Origin of the sequence: Sulfurihydrogenibium azorense Az-Fu1 (genome assembly GCF_000021545.1) — a bacterium.
Classification (GTDB): Bacteria; Aquificota; Aquificia; order Aquificales; family Hydrogenothermaceae; genus Sulfurihydrogenibium; species Sulfurihydrogenibium azorense.
This window is the reverse complement of the sequence record NC_012438.1, coordinates 271,957-297,141: the sequence shown is the minus strand read 5'-3', so window position 1 is coordinate 297,141 and position 25,185 is coordinate 271,957. Positions and strand designations below refer to the sequence as shown.

Genomic DNA, 25,185 nt, shown 5'->3' with positions numbered 1-25,185 from the left:
AAAAAATGGAAAAAGCAAAAGATTTTTGTCTACCAGGAATAGATGAAAATGGAAGGGAAATAAATTTTTGTTTAAAAGATTATCTTGGAAAAGGTAAAGACATAATCCTTTACTTTTATCCAAAAGATGATACTCCTGGATGTACTACAGAAGCCTGCGACTTTAGAGATAACTTTAACTTATTGAAGGACTATGCAATTGTAGTAGGTGTAAGTCCAGACTCTATTGAAAATCATAAAAAATTTAAAGAAAAGTACGGTTTGAACTTTATACTTTTATCAGACACTGAGAAAAAAGTTATGCAGGAGTATGGTGCATACGGAGAAAAAACGATGTACGGTAAAAAAACAATGGGTGTAATAAGGTCTACTTTTATAATAGACACAGATGGTAATATAAAAAAAGCTTGGAAAAATGTAAAAGCAAAAGGACACGTTGACCAAATTCTTAAATTTTACGGGGTTAAAAAGTGATTTACGATTTAGACTGTAAAATTTTAGAAAACAGGTATATAAGTGGAAAAACTTACATTCTTAAACTACAAGCTCCAGAAATAGCAAAAAACACAAAATCAGGACAGTTTGTAATGGTAAAACCAACATTAGAAGATTACTATGATCCTTTACTTAGGAGAGCATTTGCAATTGCCGATATAGAGGACGATACAATCACTTTGTTTTATGATGTTTATGGAAAAGGTACTTCTTACTTAACAACAAGGAATAAAGGAGAGTATTTAAAAGTTCTTGGACCACTGGGAAATAACCTTTTTCCAGAAGAATACGATAACTACATTATAGTAGGTGGTGGTATAGGTTTTGCAGGATTAAGTCTTTTTATAAAAGAGATTAAGAGAAAAGGTAAAAAATACACTGCTCTGTATGGAGCGAGAAAGAAAGAAGATTTATCTATGATAGAGTGGATAGAAGAAAATCAAGTAGAAGTTATCTACTATACCGATGATGGAAGTTTTGGTAAAAAAGGGTTAGTTACTCAGGATTTAGAGAAAATAATAGAAGATAACCCTGAAGCACCTCTTTTGGTTTGTGGTCCTAAGGGAATGATGAAAGCTGTAAGTAAGATAGCTGTAAGTAAAAACAGACCTTGTTATCTATCGTTAGAAAGCAGAATGGCTTGTGGTATTGGAATATGTGTAGGATGTGTTGTAAAAGATAAAAGCAAAGATAATTATGTAAGAGTTTGTTATGAAGGACCCGTTTTTGAGGCAAAAGAGATTGAAATACTTTAAGTTTTTGATTGTTTTATTAATCTTTACTACTCAAGGATTTTCAGAACAGATGATAGTTGAACCTAAAGTGATAGAGTATAAAGGTGTAAAAGAGGAGCAACTGAAAAAAGTTGAAGATCAAGTACAACGTTTATATCAAAAACAGAAAAGTCTTGAAGAAAAATTATCCCAGATAGAAAATATAAAAGGTCTTTCCCAAAAGGATAAAGAAATTTTACAACTACTAATGTCAGATATAGAAGAGATTAAACAAAATCAACGAACTCTTGATAATAAATTAGAAAAGCTCTACAACTATACAAACAAAGCATTACTACTTCAAAATATAATACAGTTTGTAATATTCAGCATTTTTATAGTGTTTATGTATATACTTTATATACTTTATAAGTATAAAAAAGACACAAACCAAGAGATAAAAGAATTTAACGAAGAGATTGAAAAATTAGCTGAAAAAGATGAATCAGAAATTATAATGAATCTTACAGAAAAAGCCAAAGAAGATCCAAAAGCAGCAGCTATACTGAAAGCGTATTTAGATAGTAGGAGGAAAGCAGATGAAGTATGAGATAACTAAAATATTTAGGTTTGAAGCAGGACATAGAGTATGGAAGCAAGATTTAAGGTCAGGAAAAACTGCAAAGTTATCTGAAGGTGTTGTAATTGAAAACAAGTGCGTAAACCTTCACGGACACAGCTATGTTCTGGAAGTAACTGTAGGGTCTGACACTTTAAACGAGCAAGATGTAGTAGTAGATTTTTACCATATAAAATCTGCGTTAAAGGATTTAGTAGATAACGTTTTTGACCACTCATTTATAATAGACGTAAACGATCCTATATATCCAAAATTTAAAGAGCTTTTTGGTTGTTATAAGATTACAGAAGTTGATTTTTGTCCAACGGCGGAAGCTCTGGCTAAGTACTTTTACGACTTTTTAGTTCAAAAGTTAAAAGAAGCTGGCTTAGAAGAAGATATAAAGGTTGTAAGTGTAACTCTTTGGGAAACAGCAACAGGAAAGGCAACCTATAGAGGAGAGTAGTGGAGTTTTGGAAGATTATACCTGCTATGATCATAATGGTTTTTTTTACAGGCTTATACTTTATAGTAGGTGTAAAGTTTATAAAAAAGTGGAGAAAGAAAGATGGCAGTAATTAAACCTTACAAAGGAGTTTATCCTAAAATAGACCCAACTGTTTTTGTTGCGGAAAACGCTGTAATAATAGGAGACGTAGAAATAGGTAAAGACAGCAGTGTTTGGTACAACGTCGTTATCCGAGGAGATGTTAACTATATAAGAATCGGAGAAAGGACAAATATTCAAGATGGTACAATAATACACGTTGACCACAAAAAGTACCCAACTGTAATAGGCAATAACGTCACAATAGGACACAAAGTAATGATCCATGCCTGCACTATTGAAGATTTTTGTCTTATAGGTATGTCTGCTACAATTATGGACGGTGTAGTGGTAGGAAAGCAATCAATCGTAGCTGCAGGAGCATTAGTAACACCGGGAAAAATTATAGAGCCTCAATCTCTATGGGCAGGAGTTCCAGCAAAATTTGTAAGAAAACTTACAGAAGAGGAGTTAAATTGGCTGGAAAAATCTGCTGAAAATTATGTAAAATATAAGAATAGTTATCTTGAGGAACTAAAATGAACGAAACAGTAGAGCTTATAATTGCTATTGTAGTGTTTGTAATAGCTGCTTTAGTTATCGTAGGGCTTATGGTTTACTGGAGTAAAAACGAAACCGTTGTAGATGAAAGAGATAAAAAATACTATAAAAAAGAGGTGAAAGATGAAGAGAGCTGATATAGTTAATATGATTCATAAAGACAAAGACTTAAACTTAAGTTTAGATAAAAGAGAAATTCACAAAATAGTTAACGATACTTTTGATATGATTTCAGAATACCTTACAACAGATATAAAAGAAGGTAAAAAAGTAATGATATCTGGTTTTGGTACCTTTATAATCAAAAGAAGAAAAGGCAAAGTAGGAAGAAACCCTAAAACTGGTGAAGAAAAGTTGATTCCAGACAGACTTGGAATATCTTTTAAAGCCGGAAAAGAGTTAAAGAAAAAAATAAATCAAAAATAAAAATCGGAGCGTGGCGCAGGTGGTAGCGCACTGGCATGGGGGGCCAGAGGTCGCCCGTTCGAATCGGGTCGCTCCGACTCTAATGAGGTTAAAATGAAAAAATTAGTATTTTTAACAAACGACGATGGTTATCAATCAAAAGGTCTTTTAGCTATAAGGCAAGAGCTCCTGAAGGCAGGGTACGAAGTAATAACGGTAACGCCAGACAGAAATATGTCTGGAGCAAGCCATTCTTTAACCTTTACAAGACCACTTAAGATAGTAGAGCTGGAAAAAAACTTTTACTACATTGCTGATGGAACACCTGCTGACTGTGTGCACTTAGGTTTAAATATAATATTAAATGGTAGAAAGCCTGATTTGTTAGTGTCTGGTATAAACACAGGTCCAAACATAGGAAACGATGTTTTTTACTCAGGAACGGTAGGAGCTGCAAGGGAAGGAACATTATTTGATATTCCATCAGTGGCCTTCTCTGTAGGTTCATCGAAAAATCCAAACTATCAAGAAATCGCTCAAGTTGCAATGAAAATTATTAACGTGGTGATTTTACAAGGTCTTCCAAAGGGAGTATTTTTAAACGTTAACATTCCTACAATTCCAAAAAATCAGATAAAAGGCTTCTTACTTACAAAACAGGGAAGAAGTGCTTACAAAGAAGAGATAGTTAAGTATCTATCTCCTTCAAAAGAAGAGTACTATTGGATAGGTGGAGAGGAAGCTCTCCTTGAAGAGTGCCAACCGGGAACGGATTACACGGCGATAAAAGAAGGGTTTGTATCTATCACACCTATAAAGTTAGACCTTACAGATTACCAAGCCATTGATGAACTTGATAAAAAAGATTTTCTGTCTGAAATAATGAGGATTTAAATGGTAAGTTTGAGTTTTGAAGAATTTAAATCTTTATCTGAGAATTACAACGTTGTTCCTATTTATAAAGAGATACTCCTTGATGTTGATACTCCATTATCAGTATACTTTAAAATAGCAACACCAGGAAAATTTAACTACATACTAGAAAGTGTAGAGAGAGGGGAAAACGTTGGAAGGTACTCTTTTATTGGGTCTTCTGAAAATTTTTACATAAGGTCAAAAAAAGACACTGTTGAGATATACAACAAAGGAAAAATTTACTACAAACAAACAAAAGACCCTATAGATGAGGTAAAAAAGTTAACAGAAAACTTTAAACCTTACAAAGACAATACTCTCCCTCCATTCTGGGGTGGATACGTAGGTTATATAGGCTATGATGTTGTAAAGTTTTATGAACCTGTAGGAGATTATAAACCTGATGTTTTAAATGTTCCTGATATATACCTATTTTTAAGTGATGAAGTTATAGCTTTTGATAACCTAACAAACAAGATTAAAATAATCGTTTCAGCCGTTTTATCAGAAGATACAAACGTAGAAGAAGCTTACAATACAGCATTAAGAAAAATAGAAAACATAGAACAAAAGTTAAACAGAGAATTACAGATAAAAAGACTTTCCCTATCTAAAAAAGAAGTAGATTTAAATAGCTGGCAGTCTAACTTTACAAAAGAGGAGTTTGAAAAAGCAGTAGTAAAAGCGAAAGAGTATATAAAAGAAGGAGATATAATTCAGGTAGTTTTATCTCAGCGATTTTTTAAAAAACTGAAAGTTGACCCATCTGATATATACAGGTCAATTAGAGTTATAAACCCATCTCCATACCTATTTTATTTAGACTTTAACGATATAAAAGTGGTAGGGTCTTCTCCTGAGATTTTAGTTAGTGTTGTAGATGGAAAAATACTGACAAAACCAATAGCAGGCACAAGACCACGGGGAAAAACATTAGAAGAAGATTTAAAACTCAGAGAAGAACTTATAAACGATGAAAAAGAAAGAGCTGAACATCTTATGCTTGTAGACCTTGCAAGAAATGACGTTGGTAAGGTAGCAAAAAGAGGTAGTGTAAAAGTTGATAGATTTATGTATATAGAAAACTACTCTCATGTGATGCACATAGTTTCAGATGTATCCGGAGTTTTAAAAGAAGGATTACATCCTTTAGATGTGTTTAAGTCTGTTTTTCCAGTTGGAACTGTAAGCGGAGCTCCAAAAGTAAGAGCTATGCAGATAATAGAAGAGTTAGAACCGGATAAAAGAGGCATTTATGCAGGAGGAGTTGGATATATATCTTTTGATGGCAATCTTGATACTGCTATAGCTATAAGAACAGCTGTAATAGTAAACGATACAGTATACATCCAAGCAGGAGCTGGTATAGTAGCAGACTCTATCCCGGAGAAAGAATGGCTTGAGACTGTAAATAAAGCCAAAGCTATGATGACCGCAATAGAATTGGTAGAGTAGCTTTCTATCCCACATAGTTCAGACAAAACCCTCTATGCTTTTTACATCATTTTTAGAGTAGAATGAGACTTTCTATCCCACATAGTTCAGACAAAACCAAAAGTGTGATAATATAATTATGAATTTAAAAAAACTTTCTATCCCACATAGTTCAGACAAAACAAAAAAATAGAATTTTTATACCATACGAAAAACCTGCTTTCTATCCCACATAGTTCAGACAAAACGGAGAGATTGTGACTGTTATCTGACCTGAAAAAGTCTTTCTATCCCACATAGTTCAGACAAAACAGGTTTAGAGTGGTTAAAGTATGATTATTTTGAAGACTTTCTATCCCACATAGTTCAGACAAAACCCATAGATGATTTGTAACATTATTTAACTCCAATAAACTTTCTATCCCACATAGTTCAGACAAAACTCGATTTTATCAATGTATTTTAGTCTAAAAGCATACTTTCTATCCCACATAGTTCAGACAAAACAAAGAAAGTGGACCGAGATTATAACAATCGATGGCACTTTCTATCCCACATAGTTCAGACAAAACCCGTTAATTTTTAAAAATAAAAAAATTTAAATAATCAAGTAATGACGCTGATTTGCAGGTAGTTTTTATTTTCGTTAACCGCTCGCAAATTGAGGTTAACTGCATCGTAGCTCACATAATGCAAATATATTTTCTGTTATATTCCCACTTTCACCCGCATCACTACTTGAATATTACAATAATATATTTTCTGTTTTCACGATGCAAAGCTAAATGATACCTAATATCAATTAATTTCTCCTTTCTATCTCACATTAATTTTTTAAAGCTGAACTATGCAGGTAGGGTCTCGGCCTTATGGACTAAACGCCCCCAGCCGTGGCATTAAGCCAGCCCCACGTGGTAGAAAGCCCACGTATCCAGATTGAACAGGTCTATTAACCTGTTAATCTGTCCCGCACCATTAAGGATACGGACTTTATACATTGCTTATTCTTTTGTCAAGGTATTCTACTTTAAATTGCTTTAAATCTCGTATAAGAGTATTATATGCTTCTTTGTTGCTAATTTCAAGTCTTTTTAAAAGTTTTTTTGAGCTACCGTTGTTTGTGTTAAAAAACTCTTTTAGTAAGTCTTTAACTATTCTGTTTCTTATAGCAAAGAGTGTAAACACTTTATTGTTTTTGTCTACTTTCTCAATCTTTTCTATATCACTAATTAATCTTGCTTTTATCTTTTCTTCTATGTTTTCTTCTGCTATGTTTAGACTTGCTACATAGTCTGCATTTGAAGAAAAACCACATACAGGACAAGTAAATTTTTCTCTTTTAGGTCTTACCATTTCTTTGTAGAATGCTATAAAACCACAACTCGGACATCTTTGAGATGTATAGGCAGGATTTATTTTTTTGACTTGAATACCATTTTCTTGTGCTTTGTTTTCTATAAAAGATTGTAGTTGATAGTAGTTCCATTTAGGGAATGCAAGACTATTTTTTTCTTCGTTTGATAGTGATAAATCTTCTAATACTATCGTTTTAACTTTCTCTTTAACGGCTATGTCTATAAGTTTGGTTGCTATTTGTTTGTTTAGAGTTTCCATAAAGTTTTTCTCATACTCCCTAACAGAGTTTAACTCTTTTACAATCTTTTCGTATCGTTTCTCAATGCTTTCATCGTTAATTCCTTGTTTTTTTAAGTTTCTTATTTCCATCAAGGATTTTTGCAGGTGTTTTTTCCTATTCCATATACCTATAATTTTATCCTTCCAAGAGTAAGAAAGTGATATATCGCCTCTTGAGTGGCTATTTGTTATTGAGTAGTAAATTAAATAAACCTGTCCTAAATCAACACCCATAACTTTTTCTTGTTCTTGAGAAGTTTCTGGTTGTTTTTCAAATTTGTAGGATATAAGTAAAAATGCACCTTTCTTTTCTCTATAACCTATTCCTATGTATGCTACTTTATACTCTTGGTTTTTTATTCTATTTAATATTTGGTAATAGGAGTTGTTGACTGCAAAGTTTTTTTTTCTTAAATTCATTTTAAACTTTACTTTTATCGATGCATTTTTAAAGGCAGAAAATGTAATAACGCATTCAACGGTTTTTCCGTTTTCTACTATCTCAAACTCTTTTATTACTTGAGAAAAGGCTTTGTCGTAAGGAGTATTTTTATCTGGTTTTATCCTTGCAAGATATTGTAGGTTCTTAATTACAACCGTTTTCCCTTCCTTTAAATTTCCTGTTATATCCTTTGCAACTGAATAAAGTATGGAAGTAGCTACATAATCTTTCTTGTAATCAAGCTTTACTTTACTTCCATTTATTTCAAGTTCTATGTAATTCTTTGGAATTAACTTTGTTAGAGAGTTAGATAAATTTTCGTTTGTAAGTCTCTTTGAGTTAATGTTTACAGTAAAGTATTTACCTGTTTGAATGAGCTCAATATTAGGTAAAAATTTTATGTAAGCAAGTCTAACATCTTTTAAAAATTCTGTTATTAGGTTTCTAATGTCTTGTTTTTTAAGCGGTATTTCTTCACCATCTACTATTAAGTAAAATTCTACATTGTCCCTTCCACTGGTTATTTTTAAGTTCTTATTTACCATCTAATACTCCAGTAAGAAATTCTAACTCTATAAACTTTTGTAATACATCATAAACACCTTCATCTAAAAATTTTATCATACTCTATAAATAACGCCTAATAATTTTTTATATCCTGAAGAATAGTGAGATCTCATAAAGAGGAAGTTACTCTAAGTAAACAATGGTAGCTCCCATACCACCTTCGTGATAAGGGGCATCTTCGTATCTTACTTTGTATGGAAGTTTGTCAAGGTACTCTCTTACTGCTTTTCTTAGTACTCCGGTTCCGTAGCCGTGTATTATTTTGAAAGTTGTTAGACCTTGTAGTAGTATGCTGTCTATATACTTTTCTAACTCTTTTATTGCCTCTTCCTTTGTTTTTCCTATGAGATTTATAGAAGGCATTACATTTACAGAGGGTTTTGATACTTTCACTGTTTGTTTTTCTTCTTTTTTCTCTTCACTGACTTTTTCAATTTTTGATAAATCTACCCAAACTTTTAATCCACCAAAATCAACGTTTGCTTTACTCTCTCTTATTGCTATAACTGTTCCTTTTTGGGCTTTTCCTTTTAATCTTACTGCATCTCCTTCCTTTATCTCTTGATTTACTTCTTCTTGTCCAATAGTTTGGATTTCTAATTTTTTTGTTTTTATAAACTTTTCTAACTTACTTCCGGATTTTTCTTCTTTTACCTGTCTTAAAATTTCATAGCCTTCTTCTTTTAGATTTTTTATGTAGTCTTGAATATCCTTTAAACTTTCTTTCCACTTTTCTTTTCTGTCTTGTTCCAGCTTTCTAACAAGCTCTTCATACTTTTGCTTTTCCTCTTGGAGCTGCTGCTTTAATATTTCAACCTCTTTTATTTTTTCTTCGTACTGAGCTATCATTTTAGAAAGATTAGAAGCCATATCTTGGAATTTTAAAATATCTTCTTCAACGTATTTTTTAGCTATTTGAAGGATTTTTTCTGGAAGTCCAAGTCTTTGTGCTATGTAGAATGCCATACTCTCGCCAACTGTGTTGTAGTAAATCTTATAGGTTGGCTGTAATGTTTCTTTATCAAATCCTACAGATGCAATACTGTAGTAATCACTACTTAATGCGTACATCTTGACTTTTTTAAGGTGGGTTGATGCAATCACAAAACAACCTTTTTCTCTTACATACTCAAGGATTGCTATTCCTAATGCAGAGGCAAAATCTGGGTCTGTTCCGGGAATAAGTTCGTCAAATAAAAGTAAGCTGTTTTGGGTAGATAGCTCTAAAATTTCTTTTATGTTTTTTACATGGTAAGAAAATGTAGATAGATTTTCTTCTATACTTTGGTAATCTCCAATGTCTATAAATACACCGTCAAAAACTCTTACTGTAGAGTTTTCATCTACTGGAATGGGGATTGCTGTTTTGTAAAGAAGAGATAGCAATCCTGCTGTCTTTAAAGCAACTGTTTTACCACCTGTATTTGAACCTGTTATTATAAGTCCTCTTTTATTTTCTACTATTATGTCAATAGGGTTAAATGGCTTATTTTTAAGTAAAAAAATTGGGTGTTTTGCGTTGTAAAGTCGTAAGTACTCATCTTGTTTGGGGAAGATACAATCAAGCTCCTTTGAATACCTTACCTTTGCTTGAAGTATGTCAAAATCAAGGATAGCTTCAAAAGATTTTTTTATAAAGTGTACCTTTGACCTTACTAAGTCAGTTAGGAATTTTAAAATTTTTCTTATTTCTATCTGTTCTTGAAGTTTTAAATCTGAAAGTTTATTGTTAAGAGGAACAACTTCAAAAGGTTCTATGTAAACTGTGTTTCCAGAAGAAGACCTATCTAAGATTATTCCTTTTATTTTATGGGTGTAGTTGTACTTTATAGGTATAACAAAACGTTCTCTTCTAATGGTTATTATTTTTTCTTGTATGGCTTCTTCGTATGCTGGTTTGTTAAGTATGCTTTCCAAAACTTTGTTTATTTTACTTTCTACTTCTTTTATCTCCTTTCTTATTCTTGATAAGTCTATAGAAGCTGTATCTTTTACAGAAAATGTGTTGTCTATACTGTCTGTTATTGCTTTTTCTAACTCTCTAAGGGGTGTAAGGTCTTGATGGAGACTTTTTAACACTTGGACTTGTGATACATCTATGTATGACTTTACTTCCTTTACAACTTTAAGTAGTGATGCTATATCAAAAAGGTCTTTCGGTGAGAGGATACTGTCCTGTATAACTGCTAAGTTTAAAGCTTGAGATATGTCTGGATACTCTGTAAGGGGTAAATATCCTTTTTTTATAAAAAGGTCATACAGCTCTTTGGTTTTTTGTATTTCTTTTTGGAGTTTTTCTAAATTATTAAAAGGTCGTAGATTTATAATATGTCTTTTTGTTAGGTCATTGTGGGTGTAAGATGACAGTAGTTCTAAAAATTTATTATACTCTATTGATTCTAAATCTTTTTCTCTCATTCTACCTTAAACTTTTTTATTATTTCTGGAAGCTTATAAATAACTGACATCACTCTCTTCCACTTTTTCCACTCTATAGCGTTTATGGAGCTACCGTATATCCCACTTTCGGTGATACTACTTCCAACACCGGATTTTGCTGTAACTATTACGTTGTCTGTTATTGTGATATGGTCTGCTACTCCTACCTGTCCTGCTAAAATAACATTGTTTCCTATGTTGCAGCTTCCAGCAATCCCTACTTGAGAGACTAAAACTGTGTTTTCTCCTATTTTACAGTTGTGTCCTACCATAACAAGGTTATCTATCTTTGTTCCTCTTTTTATAATAGTGTAGTCTACTAAAGCTCTGTCTATTGTTGTGTTTGCACCGATTTCTACATCGTCTTCTATTATTACTTTTCCTACATGTTTTATCTTCTTCCTTTGATTCCCCTCTTGGTAGTATCCAAAACCATCTGAAGCTATAACAGCTCCTGAGTGTATAATTACGTTGTTTCCTATCTTTGTATCTTTGTAGATAACAACTGATGGGTAGATTATACAGTTGTCTCCTATCTCTGTATTTTCTCCTATGTAGGAAAATGGGTAAACAACCGTATTCTTTCCTATCTTTACATTATCCTTTATTACAACATACTCACTTATAACAGCTGAGTTAGCTATACTTACATTCTTACCTATTACAGCTCTTTCTGATATGAACCCTTCTTGCCTTTCTTCAGGGTAAAAAATCTCTATGAGTTTATAAAATGCAATATCAGGCTTTTCTACTATAAGTTGGGGTATGTCTAAATTTTCTATAAAAGATGGAGTTAATATAGCTCCTGCTTTGGTTTTAGTCAATTTTTTTGGATCTTTTATAAATGTCAAGTCTTGTTCTGTTGCACTTTCTATACTTTTTAGAGCTTTAATCTCAATGTCTTGTTTAAGGTTTTCTACTTTTGCGTTTATTAAACTAGCTATCTGGGTTAACTTCATTTTTGTTTGTTGTACTCCTTTAGAACATCGTTTGTAATATCAAGTTTAGGACTTGCATAGAGTACACCACTTACAAGTCCGCCGTAAAACACAGCGTCAAGGTTTCTCTCTTTAGCTATCTTTTCTGCAATTTTCTTTATTTCCATAACCATATTTTTTTCAGCTTCTGCTTTCATTTTTGCAAGTTCTTCGCTAGCTTGAACTTCTAAGGATTGGAGTTGTCTTGCTAAATCTCTTAACTCTTTTCTTTTTTCTTCTTTTGCATTGTCTTTAAGGGCTGGGCTTTGGAGCTGTTTTTGAATGTCTTGAATTTTAGCTTGTAACTCTTTTGCTTTGTTTTGATAGTAATTTAGCTTACTTTCTAACTCTTTTTTATACTTTTTACCTTTTTCTGACTCATTCATAACCTTTTCCATATCAACGTAAGCCAAGTTTGCCGCTTTTGATACTCCACTAATCACAAAAATCATCAGTAAAACTGATAAAATCTTTTTCATCTCTTTACCTCTCAATTTTATTTTAGAAGAACGTTCCTAGTATAAATCCAAATCTTGAGTCACTTACTCCAGAAGGTGGGTTTAGTACCTTACCGTAGTAAAGTTCAATCGGTGCAAAAGGTGTAATAATTTTAAGTCCAGCTCCCACAGAGTTATACAAGTTTGAGAATGGATTACCTTTATCAAAACCTTTACCTTGATCTAAAAATACAAATCCCCACAAAAATCTCTCTACAATTGGATGGGCAAGTTGATAGTTTAAGACTATCTCTCTTTTTGCTCCTGCAGGGTCTTTATTTTCATCTAGTGGCCCTGCTCTACCCCAGTCAAAACCTCTAATTGTAAAATCACCACCTACAAAGAATAGCTCGTCTAACGGTATACTTTTAGATATTTTTTCAACCAATCCAAAAGTACCTTTTACAGAGAATATAAAGTTAGTATAAAAAATTCTGTCTGGAATTAACTTAGTCCCTGATAAAACCACTTTATAAAAATCTCTTGTACCAGTACCTGCTTTTAACGTTAAGGTTAGATCACTACCACTTGTAGGGAGTATAGGGTTGTCTATAGTGTTTCTGTTTATAAACCATCCAGCTGAATAAAGATCGTATTTACCTGCTTGTTTCTTAATGTAGATAGATGCTGTATCTAAGATATCTTTATACTCACCTTTTTCTGCAGTTAAGGTTAAACCTGTTCTCCAGTATTCTTTAAACTCGTATGATACAGTTGGAGAAAAACCAGTCTTTGTAGCAACAAAAGATGTGTAGTTAATGTAAGTGTCGTAAAGGTTTAATCCAAGGTCTAAAGGTTTGTATAAAAACCATCTGTGAAGGTAGTTTAATGAGTTGTTTCTGTACTTTGAACCTATTGATAGAGATATACCTGCTGTGTCCCCTGTTCCTAAAAAGTTTCCTTTCTTTATAGATGCAAAGAAAGAAAGTCCTGTTTGCTGGCTGTATCCTGCACCTATAGACATCTGACCTGTAAATCTCTCACTTACCTGAGTTGTAAGATCCATCTCGTTATCTGATTTTACGTTGGGGTCAAAACCTACCATATCGTAGTATCCAAGTCTATAAAGCCTTGCTTGAGATCTTAAAAGGTTTTCCTTCTTAAATAGGTCTCCCGGTGCAAGTTTTAACTCCCTTCTTATAGTAGAGTCTCTAGACTCGTAGTTTCCCTCTATTTTTATTTTATCTACGTAGAATATATTACCTTTGTTTATATTGAATACAACATCTACAGTTTTCTTTTCTTTGTTTACAAGTTTGTTTACTTCAACATTAGCAAATATGTATCCAAGGTCGTTGTACTTGTCTAAAATATTTTTCTTTATAAAGTCTATCTTTTCTTGATCGTAGTACTCTCCCGGTTTTATAGCTTTTCTTTTAGTTACTTCAAGAAGCTCTTTATTTGTGTACAGGTCGTTGTTTTCCAGCTTTATAGATTCAACTTTATACCTATCACCTTCATTTATCTTAATAGTTATATGGTATTTTTTACCGTCTATTAGTTTAACTTCTGGTTCTTGAATATCTACATCAAAAAATCCTTTTCCTACATACAGATTTCTTATTTTATCAATGTCCTCGTACAGTGTTTCTTTCACTAGACTTGGATGAAGTTTTAACTTTAATATACTTCTTTCTGATGTTTCCATCACAGAAAGTATTTCTTTAGTTTTTATATTTTTGTTTCCTACTATCTCAATTTTTTCAACGTAAGCTTTAGTTCCTTCTTCTATCTTAAAGACTAATGTATTTCCTTTATAGTAGTAAGAAATCTTCGTGTTATAGTATCCTCTTTTTTCATAGAGGGATTGGAGTCTTTTTACCATCTGTCCTATTTCATCTGTAGATAAAACTCTTCCAAGACCTTTTTTTATTGAAGAAAGTTTAGAGGTAAGCTCTGGTCCTAACGTTGTAAAAGGTAGAGGTTTTCCTGATTCTAACTTTTCAGACAAGTCTAAGCCTAACTCTTTTATAAGGTCATCTTTTGAGATGGCTTTGTTGCCTTCAAACTCAATCCTTTGAACAACAGGAAGCTCTGTAAATACAAAAGTAATATCTATTCCATTTTCTGTATATTTAGTGTAAGCTTCTACGTTTGAGAAGTATCCAAGTTTATAAAGGTCTCTTAAAGTGTTTTCTATTTTATCCCTACTTACGATAGCTCCTTTTCCAAAAGGTATAAGAGGTTTTATTATCTCTTCATTGAAGAATTTTAGACCCTTTATCTCTATTTTTTCTATTCTATACACTTTAGAAAATTCTCCTTGGATTGTCCCGGTTTGAATTTTGGGTTTATCTAGAGTTATATCTTCTGATTCTACTTGATTAGAATGTTTATTTTCTTCTGCAAAAGAGTTAAAAGAAAGTATAAAAAAAGCGGTCGTAGAAACGACCGCAAACCTTTTTATGCTGGTTGAAGTTCTTTCTTTTTCCTTCCTTTTTTCTTTTGTAGAACTTTTAATCCTACTGTGTTGTCTGGATTTAATACTACTTCCACTTGTGAACCAGGTTGTAATTTTCCAGATAGTATCTCCTCTGCTAACAAGTCCTCTACTTGAGATTGAAGAGCTCTCTTTATACTTCTTGCTCCATACTCTGGTTTGAATTCTTTCTCTATCAAGTAGTTTACAAACTCTGGAGATAAGCTTACTTCTATTTGCCATTCTTTTAACCTTTTATTAATCTCTTTAATTTGTATATCTATTATACCTTTAATCACCTCTTTGTCCAATGGTTTGAATACAATTATCTCATCAAGCCTGTTAACAAACTCTGGATTAAACGCTTTCTTAACTTGGTCCATAACATTTTTCTTAAGGTCCTTGTAATCTACAAGAGAAGATTTTGTTTCAAATCCCATCTTTCCACTATCTAAAATCATCTTAGCACCAAGGTTTGACGTCATTATTATTATTGTGTTGCTAAAGTCAACTACTCTACCTAAAGAGTCTGTAAGTCTTCCATCGTCAAATATCTGTAAGAATATATTAAACACGTCTGGGTGGGCTTTCTCTATCTCATCAAAAAGTATAACAGAGTAAGGTTTTCTTCTTACAGCTTCTGTAAGCTGTCCGCCTTCTTCGTAACCTACGTACCCCGGAGGAGCTCCTATAAGTCTTGATACTGTATGTTTTTCCATATATTCAGACATATCAAACCTTATTAAAGCATCTTCTTTCCCAAATAAGTACTCTGCTAAAGCCTTAGCTGTCTCAGTTTTACCTACTCCGGTAGGTCCTAAGAATAAGAATACTCCTATAGGTCTGTGTCTTCCTTTTAGTCCTACGCTGTTTCTTCTTATAGCTTTTGCAATTGCAGTTATAGCTTCGTTTTGGTCAACAACTCTCTTGTGAAGTTCTTCTTCTATGTGAAGAAGTTTTTCTTTGTTAGACTCTGTTAATCTTGCTATAGGTATTCCAGTCCATCTTGCTACAACTTCTGCAATATCTTTTTCTGTAACTTTAGGTCTGTTTTCTTTTTGCTGTTCTTTCCAGTTTAACTTCATAGTTTCAAACTTAGCTCTTAACTTAACCTCTTCGTCTCTTAACTTAGACGCTTTTTCAAAGTCTTCTTCCCTAATTGCTTTAGTTTTTTCTTCTTCTATCTCTTTTATCTTTTCTTCTATCTTTTTAAGGTCTTCTGGGAGTTCAAGCTCTCTAAGTCTGACTAGAGCTCCTGCTTCATCTAAAAGGTCTATGGCTTTATCAGGTAGTTGTCTATCTGATATGTACTTAACAGAAAACTCTACTGCCTTTTCTATTGCATCTTTTGTATACTCTACGTTATGGAACTCTTCAAACTTTTTCTTTAAACCTTCCAGTATCAGTATTGCATTTTCTGGAGATGGTGGGTCAACTATAACTGGTTGAAATCTTCTTTCAAGAGCTCCGTCTTTTTCTATGTATTTTCTGTATTCATCTAAAGTGGTAGCTCCTATTACCTGTATCTCTCCTCTTGATAAAGCAGGTTTTAACATATTAGAAGCGTCTAATGACCCTTCTGCAGAACCTGCTCCAACCATTGTATGAAGTTCATCTATAAAGAGTATAACGTTAGGAGCTTTTTCTAACTCTTTTAGGATGCTTTTTAACCTTTCTTCAAACTGTCCTCTGTACTTTGTTCCTGCAACGATTAAAGCTAAATCCAGTGCAACTATTCTCTTGTTTTGAAGTGTTTCAGGGACTTGTTTGTTTGCTATTCTTTGGGCAAGACCTTCAACGATAGCAGTTTTACCTACCCCTGGCTCTCCTATTAAGACTGGATTGTTTTTTCTTCTTCTTGAGAGTATCTGGATAACTCTTTCTATTTCTTTTTCTCTACCTACAACAGGGTCTAACTTTCCTTCTTTTGCTAAAGCTGTTAGGTCTCTTCCAAATCTGTCTAAATTTGGTGTTGGAGCTGATTTTGTTTGTTCTTGTGAAGGTATCTCTCCAAGGGCAGAAAGTATCTCTCTTCTTACACTATACTCATCTATACCAAACCCTCTAAGTACTCTTCCACCTAAACCTGTTTTTTCTCTGATTATACCTATAAGTAAATGTTCTGGCCCTACAAATGGATGGTGTAAAATACGAGCCTCTTCTACTGCAAACTCAAGGATTCTTTTTGCATCAGGAGCAAACAAAACCTCTCCCGAATGGCTACCTCTTGACATTTGAGAAGTTAAAGTTTTCTTTACTTTATCAACTGTAAGCCCAAACTTGGAAAGAACTAAGATTGTAATATCATCTTCATCAAGGAGTGCTAAGAGAAGATGCTCACTTCCAAGGTAGTTGTTTCTATATGATAATGCATGCTCCCTTGCTGTTAGTATTACTTTTCTTGCTTTTTCTGTAAATTTCTCAAACATCTTACTATACCTCTTAAACTTTATTTTTGCTTTAAATAATCTACCTAAATTTTAAACTTTTTCAATATCTACTAACATACCATCTCTCATATAGTAAATATACTTACAGTATTTTGCAATTTCAATATCATGAGTTGCGATGATAATAGTCATCCCCTTACTTTCGTTTAGGTGCTTAAACAACATTATAACATTTTTAGCATTTTGAGAGTCTAAGTTTCCTGTAGGCTCATCAGCTATAAGAAGAGAAGGGTCGTTTGCTACAGCCCTTGCTATAGCTACCCTTTGCTGTTCTCCTCCTGACATCTGAGATGGTTTGTGGTTTAGTCTGTGTTGTAAGTTGAATTTTTTTAATATATCACTAGCTTTTTCTTTTGGATTTTTTTCTCCTTTTATCTGGATAGGTATCATAACATTTTCTAAGGCTGTAAACTCAGGAAGTAAATAATGGAATTGAAAAACAAAACCTATATTTTCACTTCTAAATTTTGAAAGTTGCTTATCATTTAGACTGTCTATCTGTAGTCCATTTATAACTACTTTTCCTTCTGTGGGGTAATCTATTCCTCCTATAATATGTAATAGCGTACTTTTACCTGACCCAGAAGGTCCCATCACTGCTACCATCTGACCTTTTTCAATTTTAAGACTTATTCCTTTTAAAGCCCATACCTCTTCTTGACCGTTTCTGTAAACTTTTTTTACATTTTCAAGTAAAACACTACTCATAACGTAAGACCTCTGCAGGAGACTCTTTTGATGCGTTTACAGCAGGAAATACAGAGGATACAAAACATATAACCATAGATGATAAAAATATTACTAATACTTCTAATAATGATATTCTTAAAGGTAGATACTCTATAAGGTAAACTTCTGGGTTTAATTTAATTAAGTGGTAAGTATCTCCAAGGTAAACTATCAACAAGCCTAAGGCAGTTCCAAGTATAGACCCAACAACTCCTATTAAAATTCCTTGAAATAAAAATATCTTTGTTATAAAACTTCTATCAGCACCTAATGTTCTGAGTATAGCTATCTCTTTTCTTTTTTCTCTACTTTTAGTTGAGATTAAACTGGCTATGTTGAAAGATGCAACTACAACTATCAATGTAATGACTAAAAACATGGCAAACTTTTCAAGTTCAAGTGCTTGGAAGAGACTTTTATTCATATCCATCCAAGATTTGACTATGTAAGGAAATTCTAAGACTTTTTCTATATCTGATTTTACAGCTTCTGCTTTAAAAGGGTCTTTTAGTTTAAGTTGTATAGCTGTTATACTATCTCCCATATCAAAAAAGTTTTGAGCAAAAGATAGGTTTGTTGCTACGAAAGATGCATTATACTCGTATATTCCTAAATCTGCTATTCCACAGACTTTAACAGGTTTTATCTTTGGTAAAAAGCCAAGGGGTGTTTTTCTTCCTACAGGAGACATTAAGTTTACTTGGTCTCCTACTGTAATTCCCAACATGATTGCAAGGTCCTTTCCTATGATTACACATTCATCAGAAAGGTCGTAATTTCCAAGTATAATTCTTTTGTCAAGGGCTAAAAAGTTCTTATCTTTTTCAGGGTCAACACCTCTTACATACACAGCCGAAACTTTCGAGTCCTTTGATAAAATTCCTTGAGTGTAAATAAAAGGTTGGTAGTCTAACACCTGAGGGTTTTGTTTTATTTTTTGTATTAATTGATTGTAATCGTCAAACTTTTCATCTGCTTTTAAAATCATTATGTGAGGAGTTGTTTGTAGTAGCTTTGATTTTAGACCAAACATAAATCCATTCATTACTGAAAGAGTTACTATTAAAGCTGCAACTCCCAACATTACACCCACGATAGATACAACAGTCATAAAAGAAAGTAGATTTGATTTGATAGATAAAAGGTATCTTAAAGATATTTTAAGGTAAAGGGGGAGTTTCATCTGTTTATTTTCTCTTTAAACTCTTTTATTTTTTCTAAGGCTATTTCAGCTTTTTTTAACTTTCTCTCTTCTTTATTTTTTATCTTTGTATTAATATCTGGAAGTAAGGCAAAGTTTGGACCCATAGGCTGAAGTTCATTTTTTGCAGTTGTAATGTAGTTTATAAGCCCACCTATCATTGTCTCTTTAGGTACAGTTAAAGGTTCTTTACCTTGAAGGATTCTAACAACATTTATTCCTGCTATTATTCCTGTAGCAGCTGAAGCCATATACCCTTCTACTCCCGTTATCTGTCCTGCAAAGAGTATGTTTGGATTCTTCTTAAGTTGGAGTGTAGGAAGTAAAAGTTTTTGAGACTGGATAAATGTATTTCTATGGATAGAGCCAAGTTTTACAAATTCTGCATCTTTTAAGGCAGGAATGAGTCTAAATATTCTTTGTTGCTCTGGGTATTTTAACTTTGTTTGAAATCCAACTAAGGATAAAAGAGTTCCTTCTATATTTTCTTTTCTTAGCTGAACAACTGCAAAAGGTCTTTTTCCTGTTTTAGGGTCTATTAACCCTACTGGTTTCATAGGTCCATACAGTAGGGTTTCTTTACCTCTTCTTGCCATCTCTTCTATAGGAAGACAGCCTTCAAAGTACACAGCTTTTTCAAAATCTTTTAAAGGTACCTGCTCTCCTTTTATAAGTTCTTGGTAAAAAACTTCGTATTCTTCCTGAGATAGCACACAGTTAAAGTAATCTCCAGATCCTTTACCATACCTATCTGCCCAGAAGCCTTTAGAGTAATCTACTGTTGAAGCATCAACAACAGGAGCTATAGCATCGTAAAAGTATAGATATTCTGAAGAAGTAAGTTTTTGAATTTCCTTTGAAAAATCTTCTGAAGTTAGGGGTCCTGTAGCTATAACTACAATATCAGCATCTGGGAGCTGTTTTACTTCTTCTCTTACTATATTTATATTTGGATGGTTTTCTAAAACCTGTGTTACTTTTTTAGAAAATTTTTCTCTATCTACAGCAAAAGCCTGACCTGCAGGGACTTTATACTCTTTGGCAACATCTAACAGTAAAGACCCAAGCTCTTCCATCTCCTTTTTTAACAGACCTGCTCCGGATGTTAAACTTTCACTGCCAAAAGAGTTACTACAAACTATCTCAGCAAAGTATCCCGTTGTATGGGCAGGAGTAAGCTTTTTAGGACGCATCTCGTAAAGGTCTACTTTAAAACCTGCTTGGGCTATTTTATAAGCTGCCTCACTTCCTGCTAATCCTGCTCCTATAACTGCTACTTTCAACTTTCCTTCCACTGACTTTTTCCAGATTTAAAAACTTCTTTTTTCCATATTGGAGCTCTCGCTTTTACATTGTCAACTACGTATCTACAACCTGTAAAGGCTTCCTGTCTGTGTCCAGCCCAAACAACAACTAAAAAGGAAGGCACTCCTACAGGTACAACTCCTGTTCTGTGATGGACAACACAGTGATGTATGTTGAACTTTTCTTTAGCTTCTTGGATAATTTCGTTTATAACTTTTTCTGCCATTGAAACATAAGCCTCGTAGTGTAATTCTTCTACATCTCCATCCTCAGGAGCTGACCTTGCAACACCTATGAATATATCTACTCCACCACACAAAGGATTTTTGTATGAATTAAAAACTTCATCTAAAGAAAACCAATTTTCTCCTATATAAACTTGTGGAATCAACACTTTCCTCCGTTTTCTATATACTTTTGAAATTCAGTTTTCTCATAACATTTAGACCCTATATAATCACCAAGTTTTATAAAGTAATCCTTTGGTATGTATCCAGGTATTACTCCTATAAGTTCGTAATTTTTATCTGGATTAAATACAGCTATAGTTGGATAACCTGTTACTCTGTATATACCAGCTAAAGTTTTTTCATCAACTTCCTTTTTACCTTCTGGGTCTAAAACTTTTCTACTTCCATTAACGTCAACTATAGCAATCTCTATGTTGTTTTTAACTAAGTTTTGCTTAACTTCCATATCTTTTAAAACTTCTCTGTTTAACTTATCACAGTACTGACATGTTTCAGATTCAAAAATTACAATAAGATTCTTTTTATTATCAACAGCCTGTTTTATAACAGGGTTTGGGTCTACTGTAAACTTTGGTTCAGAAGGTTGTTTATTACATCCAAACCAAAACAAACCAAATATCAAAAGTCCAACTAAAAACTTTTTCATTTTACTCACCTCTTTCTTGGTTTAGTTTATCAAAATTTAATATATCCATATACTCCCATTCTCTGTATGCCATTGCGTATATTTTGTTTTTTGTTAGGTAGTTTACTATATCATCTTCTAACCTTAAAGATGCAAATATAGGGACGAGTTTATAGTTTTCATACTCCGGGAATAATGCTTTAAATCTTTCTAATTTTTCATTTTTAAACTCATTTATATAATCTACCTTTGGAGTTGCTTTTACTTCTATTAGATACACAGTTTTACAAGGGTCGCTAACAGCAATCACATCAAACTCATCTTTTAGATTATCTTTCTTTCTTTTCCTATTCATGTGTATATCTGTTATTTCACAGTTAAAGTACTTTTCTAAAACCGGCTTTGAAGCTGGGAAGATTATGTCTTCAACTATAGTTCCCAGCTTGTTAGACAACTCACCCCATTTTTTGTTAAAATCTATTTTCATTTCTGCAACAGTTTTTTCCATGTTTGTTTTAAATCTTTCAGTGTCGGCCTTCATTTCTGTAATAGTTTTTTCTATGTTTGTTTTAAATTCGGCCATTTCTTTCTTGAGGTTTTGAGTGTCAGCCTTTATCTCAGCAATCATCTTTTCTACGCTGGCTTCGAATCGGTCAAGTCTTTCTTCTGCTTTTTTGTGTAAAAGTTGTAGTTCTTTAAGCTCTATCTGGGTTTCTTGTTGCATGTACAAGATTTTCATAATAATCTCTTCCATATGGGAGACTCTATCTTCAAGTAGTTGCATACCACTACCTCTAAATTGGATTAACTATAAAAATTGTTAAATTAACCTAATTTTTCAAGGGCTTGTTTTATTCTTTCTACTCCTTCTTTTATATTTTCCATAGATGTAGCGTAAGAAAGTCTTATATAGCCTTCTTTTCCAAAAGCTGAACCGGGAACTACTGCCACCTTACCTTCTTCTAGTAGGTAAGTTGTAAGGTCTATATCATTTTTTATATCCCCTTTTATGTAGTAAGATACGTTAGGGAATGCGTAGAATGCTCCTTCCGGTTTTGTACATTTTATTCCTTTTATACTATTCAAAGCCTCAACTATGTAATCTCTTCTTTTCATAAACTCACTTCTCATCATTGCAGGAAACTGTCCATTGTCTTTTAAAGCCTCAAGAGCTCCATACTGAGCAAAGGTTGTGGGGTTTGATATTGTTTGGCTTTGGATGTTTGTCATCGCTTTTATGTACTTTTCAGGAGCTGCAACCCATCCAAGCCTCCAACCAGTCATAGAGTAAGACTTAGAAAATGCTCCAACTGTAAATGTTATCTCTCTAACTTCTTTAGATAGAGAAGCGATGCTTACATGGGGCTCTCCGTAAGAAAACTCTTCATAACATTCATCAGAGATTATCATTATACTATGTTTTAAGCAAACTTCTGCTATTTTCTCTAACTCCTTTTTTGGTATTACTGCGCCAGTAGGGTTTGAAGGAGTGTTTAATACAAGTGCCTTAGTTTTTGGAGTTATTGAAGACTCTACAATATCAGCTGTTAAAACAAACCCGTTTTCTTCTGAAAGTTGTGGTATAACAGACTCTCCGTCATTTAATGCTATCTGCTCTGTGTAAGAAACCCAGTAAGGAGCTGGGACTATCACTTCATCTCCGGGATTTAAAAGAATTGCAAATATTTCATACAATCCCATCTTTGCACCTGGAACTACTATAACCTCAGAAGGGGAGTAATCTATGTTATTTCTAGTCTTTAACTTTTGAGCTATTGCTTCCCTTAACTGGGGTATTCCAGCTGCAGCTGTATACTTTGTTTTTCCTTCTTTTAAGGCTTTTATTGCTGCTTCTTTTACAAAATCAGGGGTATCAAAGTCTGGCTCTCCAGCTCCAAAACTTATAATGTCTATTCCTTTTGCTTTTAATTCGTTTGCTTTTGCTGTGATTGCAAGTGTTTGGGAAGGTTTAATTTTCTTAATTCTGTTGGATAGTTCCATAAACTCACCTCTTAAAAATTTTTAACTTAATATTTTATCAACTTTTTCAAGTACAAATTCTGGCTTTATCTTTTCCATACAGTCATGGGTTTTTATAGGACAGACTTTATGTCCGTGAAGTCCACAAGGTCTACATCTTAGATCTTCAACTTCTATAACTACACCGTTTTTGTAAGGATAGAAACCAAAATCTTTTACAGTCGGCCCGTATATATCAATAACAGGAACGTCAAAACTAACAGCCATATGAACAGGAGCTGAGTCGTTTGATATAAGGAGTTTTGAGTGTTTTATTAATGAAAAAGTTTGTCTTAAGTTTGTTTTTCCTACTAAATTAAGAGGCTTTTCTTCTGTTTTGGACAAAATCTTTTCTACAAAGTCTAAATCTTCACTTGAACCTATTAAAACAACTGTTTCTCCTTTTTTTATTAGAGTATCTATTACAGCTGCAAAGCCTTTATCAGTCCATCTTTTAGTTTCCCATTTAGAACCCGGTGCTACTACTATGTAAGAGTTATCTTTTAAACTTATAGATTTGTAAAAGTTATCTTCTTGTGGAGTAAGATACAACTTCGGATTTTTTTCTATCAAATCGGGTTTATAATCTGGTAGTTTTTCAAGAAGCTTTAGATTTCTATCTATCTCATGGGTTGAATCAAAACGGTGAGGGACTAAGTCTGTGTAAAGGAAAGAAAAACCAGCTTTATCAAAACCTATTCTTTTTGGAATACCCGATAAAAATAAAATGTAAGAAGCTCTATGGGACCTGTGGGGAGAGATAGCAATATCAAACTTTTCTCTACGGAGAGTTTTTATCAGGTCTAAAGTAGAGTCTTTACTTTTATCAAAGGTAATTAGTTTATCAACAAAAGGATTGTTTTTTAAGACCTCCCTTCCAAAAGGCTTAGAGATTACAGTTAAGGTAGCGCTTGGATAAATTTTTTTTATAGATTCTATTAAGGGGGTTGTAAGTATTAAGTCTCCCAAAAATGCTGTTTGATAAAGAAGTATCTTCACTTTTCAGCGAATCTTCCCATTGAGTAAAACTTCTTATGTCTTAACTCTACAAGTTTATCCAAATCTATATTTTCTACTTGTTTTAAAGCATTTCTTAACGACCACTTTAAGAGTCTGTACATCTTTTTAGGTTGAAGGTGAGCTCCTCCTCTTGGTTCTCTAACTATACAGTCTATAACGCCTAACTCTAACAAGTCTTTGGCTGTAATCTTTAAACTCTCTGCTGCTATTGGAGCTGATTCTGCAGACTTAAAAAGTATAGCAGCACAGCCTTCAGGAGATATAACAGAGTATATTGAGTTTTCTAACATTAAGATTTTATCTGCAACTCCTAAAGCCAAAGCTCCACCACTTCCACCTTCTCCTATTACTGTGGCAATTATAGGAGTTCTTAAACTTCCCATCACCATAAGACTTTCTGCTATAGCTTGAGATTGGCCTCTCTCTTCTGCACCTATTCCGGGGTAGGCTCCAGGGGTATCTATAAAAGTAAAAACAGGTCTTTTGAATTTTTCTGCAAGTTTCATAACTCTTATGGCTTTTCTGTAGCCTTCAGGATGAGGCATTCCAAAATTTCTTTCGATCTTCTCTTTGGTGTCCTTTCCTTTTTCGTGTCCTATTACACATACAGGTATACCTTCAAAATTTGCAAATCCTGCCACTATTGCTTTATCGTCTCCAAATCTTCTATCACCGTGAAGTTCTATAAAGTCAGTAAATATATTATTTATATAATCTATTGTGTGAGGTCTTTTGGGGTGTCTTGCAAGCTGAACTCTGTCCCATGCAGTTAGGGACTGCATCTTTTTTTCAGACAGTTTTTTAAAAGTCTTTCTAAGTTTTACAAGTTCATCTATAAGATGATGCTCTCCGTTTTTTATTCTTTCTCTTAGCACTTCTATCTGGTCTGATAAGTTTTGCAGCTCTCTATCCAAATCCATA

General features: G+C 33.3%; 23 protein-coding genes, 1 tRNA gene, 1 pseudogene and 1 CRISPR repeat array. Of the genes and pseudogenes, 10 read left to right on the top strand and 15 right to left on the bottom strand.

Annotated features, from left to right (window positions below; translation table 11 throughout):
• Positions 1-5: 5 nt before the first annotated feature.
• From SULAZ_RS01580 to trpE, 10 genes and pseudogenes are all read left to right on the top strand, one after another.
• A complete protein-coding gene (locus tag SULAZ_RS01580) occupies positions 6-473 on the top strand; it encodes a peroxiredoxin (RefSeq protein WP_012674051.1) in 468 nt (155 codons plus the stop codon).
• Complete coding sequence (locus tag SULAZ_RS01575) at positions 470-1,249, top strand: dihydroorotate dehydrogenase electron transfer subunit (protein WP_012674991.1); 780 nt, start codon at positions 470-472, stop codon at positions 1,247-1,249. Before SULAZ_RS01580 ends, SULAZ_RS01575 begins: the two co-directional genes overlap by 4 nt.
• A complete protein-coding gene (locus SULAZ_RS01570; protein WP_012674191.1) occupies positions 1,236-1,817 on the top strand; it encodes a coiled-coil domain-containing protein in 582 nt (193 codons plus the stop codon). Before SULAZ_RS01575 ends, SULAZ_RS01570 begins: the two co-directional genes overlap by 14 nt.
• Positions 1,807-2,292: a 6-pyruvoyl trahydropterin synthase family protein gene (locus SULAZ_RS01565; protein ID WP_012674479.1), complete on the top strand. Its 486-nt coding sequence runs from the start codon at positions 1,807-1,809 to the stop codon at positions 2,290-2,292. Before SULAZ_RS01570 ends, SULAZ_RS01565 begins: the two co-directional genes overlap by 11 nt.
• A gap of 102 nt (positions 2,293-2,394) precedes the next feature.
• On the top strand, positions 2,395-2,916 hold the full coding sequence (locus SULAZ_RS01560) for a gamma carbonic anhydrase family protein (RefSeq protein WP_012674376.1): 522 nt from the start codon (positions 2,395-2,397) through the stop codon (positions 2,914-2,916).
• Positions 2,913-3,071: an EGFR-like transmembrane domain-containing protein gene (locus SULAZ_RS08985; RefSeq protein ID WP_012673453.1), complete on the top strand. Its 159-nt coding sequence runs from the start codon at positions 2,913-2,915 to the stop codon at positions 3,069-3,071. The genes SULAZ_RS01560 and SULAZ_RS08985 overlap by 4 nt, the downstream gene beginning before the upstream one ends.
• Complete coding sequence (locus tag SULAZ_RS01555; RefSeq protein ID WP_012674168.1) at positions 3,058-3,360, top strand: HU family DNA-binding protein; 303 nt, start codon at positions 3,058-3,060, stop codon at positions 3,358-3,360. The genes SULAZ_RS08985 and SULAZ_RS01555 overlap by 14 nt, the downstream gene beginning before the upstream one ends.
• A 4-nt stretch (positions 3,361-3,364) precedes the next feature.
• Positions 3,365-3,437 (top strand) — tRNA-Pro (locus SULAZ_RS01550).
• Between the two features lie 16 nt (positions 3,438-3,453).
• Positions 3,454-4,233 (top strand): 5'/3'-nucleotidase SurE, encoded by a 780-nt coding sequence (gene surE / locus SULAZ_RS01545; protein WP_012673647.1) that lies wholly within the window; start codon positions 3,454-3,456, stop codon positions 4,231-4,233.
• A pseudogene (gene trpE / locus SULAZ_RS01540) lies at positions 4,234-5,706 on the top strand (anthranilate synthase component I); the annotation flags it as partial.
• A 2-nt stretch (positions 5,707-5,708) separates the two neighbouring features.
• A CRISPR array of direct repeats spans positions 5,709-6,260; the repeat unit is 30 nt; unit sequence ACTTTCTATCCCACATAGTTCAGACAAAAC.
• Positions 6,261-6,678: 418 nt separating this feature from the next.
• Here the strand turns inward: trpE and SULAZ_RS01535 are convergent.
• From SULAZ_RS01535 to SULAZ_RS01465, 15 genes are all read right to left on the bottom strand, one after another.
• A complete protein-coding gene (locus SULAZ_RS01535) occupies positions 6,679-8,310 on the bottom strand; it encodes an RNA-guided endonuclease InsQ/TnpB family protein (RefSeq protein ID WP_012675125.1) in 1,632 nt (543 codons plus the stop codon).
• Positions 8,311-8,455: 145 nt separating this feature from the next.
• Entirely contained in the window at positions 8,456-10,750 is a 2,295-nt protein-coding gene (locus SULAZ_RS01530; protein WP_012674156.1) for an endonuclease MutS2, read from the bottom strand.
• Complete coding sequence (lpxD, locus tag SULAZ_RS01525) at positions 10,747-11,730, bottom strand: UDP-3-O-(3-hydroxymyristoyl)glucosamine N-acyltransferase (RefSeq protein ID WP_012674469.1); 984 nt, start codon at positions 11,728-11,730, stop codon at positions 10,747-10,749. Before lpxD ends, SULAZ_RS01530 begins: the two co-directional genes overlap by 4 nt.
• Positions 11,727-12,227 carry an OmpH/Skp family outer membrane protein gene (locus tag SULAZ_RS01520; protein WP_012673548.1) on the bottom strand — a complete coding sequence of 167 codons (501 nt, stop codon included), beginning with the start codon at positions 12,225-12,227 and terminating at the stop codon, positions 11,727-11,729. The genes lpxD and SULAZ_RS01520 overlap by 4 nt, the downstream gene beginning before the upstream one ends.
• Before the next feature lie 22 nt (positions 12,228-12,249).
• Positions 12,250-14,493 (bottom strand): outer membrane protein assembly factor BamA, encoded by a 2,244-nt coding sequence (bamA, locus tag SULAZ_RS01515; protein WP_012673841.1) that lies wholly within the window; start codon positions 14,491-14,493, stop codon positions 12,250-12,252.
• Between the two features lie 155 nt (positions 14,494-14,648).
• Positions 14,649-17,093: an ATP-dependent Clp protease ATP-binding subunit gene (locus tag SULAZ_RS01510; protein WP_012674085.1), complete on the bottom strand. Its 2,445-nt coding sequence runs from the start codon at positions 17,091-17,093 to the stop codon at positions 14,649-14,651.
• A 51-nt stretch (positions 17,094-17,144) separates the two neighbouring features.
• Entirely contained in the window at positions 17,145-17,822 is a 678-nt protein-coding gene (locus SULAZ_RS01505; RefSeq protein WP_012673600.1) for an ABC transporter ATP-binding protein, read from the bottom strand.
• Positions 17,815-19,026 (bottom strand): lipoprotein-releasing ABC transporter permease subunit, encoded by a 1,212-nt coding sequence (locus SULAZ_RS01500; protein WP_012674052.1) that lies wholly within the window; start codon positions 19,024-19,026, stop codon positions 17,815-17,817. The genes SULAZ_RS01505 and SULAZ_RS01500 overlap by 8 nt, the downstream gene beginning before the upstream one ends.
• Positions 19,023-20,327 carry an FADH(2)-oxidizing methylenetetrahydrofolate--tRNA-(uracil(54)-C(5))-methyltransferase TrmFO gene (gene trmFO, locus SULAZ_RS01495; RefSeq protein WP_012674820.1) on the bottom strand — a complete coding sequence of 435 codons (1,305 nt, stop codon included), beginning with the start codon at positions 20,325-20,327 and terminating at the stop codon, positions 19,023-19,025. Before trmFO ends, SULAZ_RS01500 begins: the two co-directional genes overlap by 4 nt.
• Positions 20,324-20,740, bottom strand: a complete 417-nt coding sequence (locus SULAZ_RS01490; RefSeq protein WP_012673807.1) for a molybdenum cofactor biosynthesis protein MoaE — start codon at positions 20,738-20,740, stop codon at positions 20,324-20,326. Before SULAZ_RS01490 ends, trmFO begins: the two co-directional genes overlap by 4 nt.
• On the bottom strand, positions 20,737-21,246 hold the full coding sequence (locus SULAZ_RS01485) for a thioredoxin family protein (RefSeq protein ID WP_012674552.1): 510 nt from the start codon (positions 21,244-21,246) through the stop codon (positions 20,737-20,739). The genes SULAZ_RS01490 and SULAZ_RS01485 overlap by 4 nt, the downstream gene beginning before the upstream one ends.
• 1 nt (position 21,247) lies before the next feature.
• Positions 21,248-22,009 (bottom strand): hypothetical protein, encoded by a 762-nt coding sequence (locus tag SULAZ_RS01480; protein ID WP_012675038.1) that lies wholly within the window; start codon positions 22,007-22,009, stop codon positions 21,248-21,250.
• 41 nt (positions 22,010-22,050) lie between these two features.
• Complete coding sequence (locus tag SULAZ_RS01475; protein ID WP_012674279.1) at positions 22,051-23,226, bottom strand: pyridoxal phosphate-dependent aminotransferase; 1,176 nt, start codon at positions 23,224-23,226, stop codon at positions 22,051-22,053.
• 21 nt (positions 23,227-23,247) lie between these two features.
• A complete protein-coding gene (gene waaF, locus SULAZ_RS01470; RefSeq protein ID WP_012674868.1) occupies positions 23,248-24,243 on the bottom strand; it encodes a lipopolysaccharide heptosyltransferase II in 996 nt (331 codons plus the stop codon).
• Positions 24,240-25,184, bottom strand: coding sequence for an acetyl-CoA carboxylase carboxyltransferase subunit alpha (locus tag SULAZ_RS01465; protein WP_012674068.1), 945 nt, complete (start codon positions 25,182-25,184; stop codon positions 24,240-24,242). The genes waaF and SULAZ_RS01465 overlap by 4 nt, the downstream gene beginning before the upstream one ends.
• Position 25,185 lies beyond the last annotated feature (1 nt).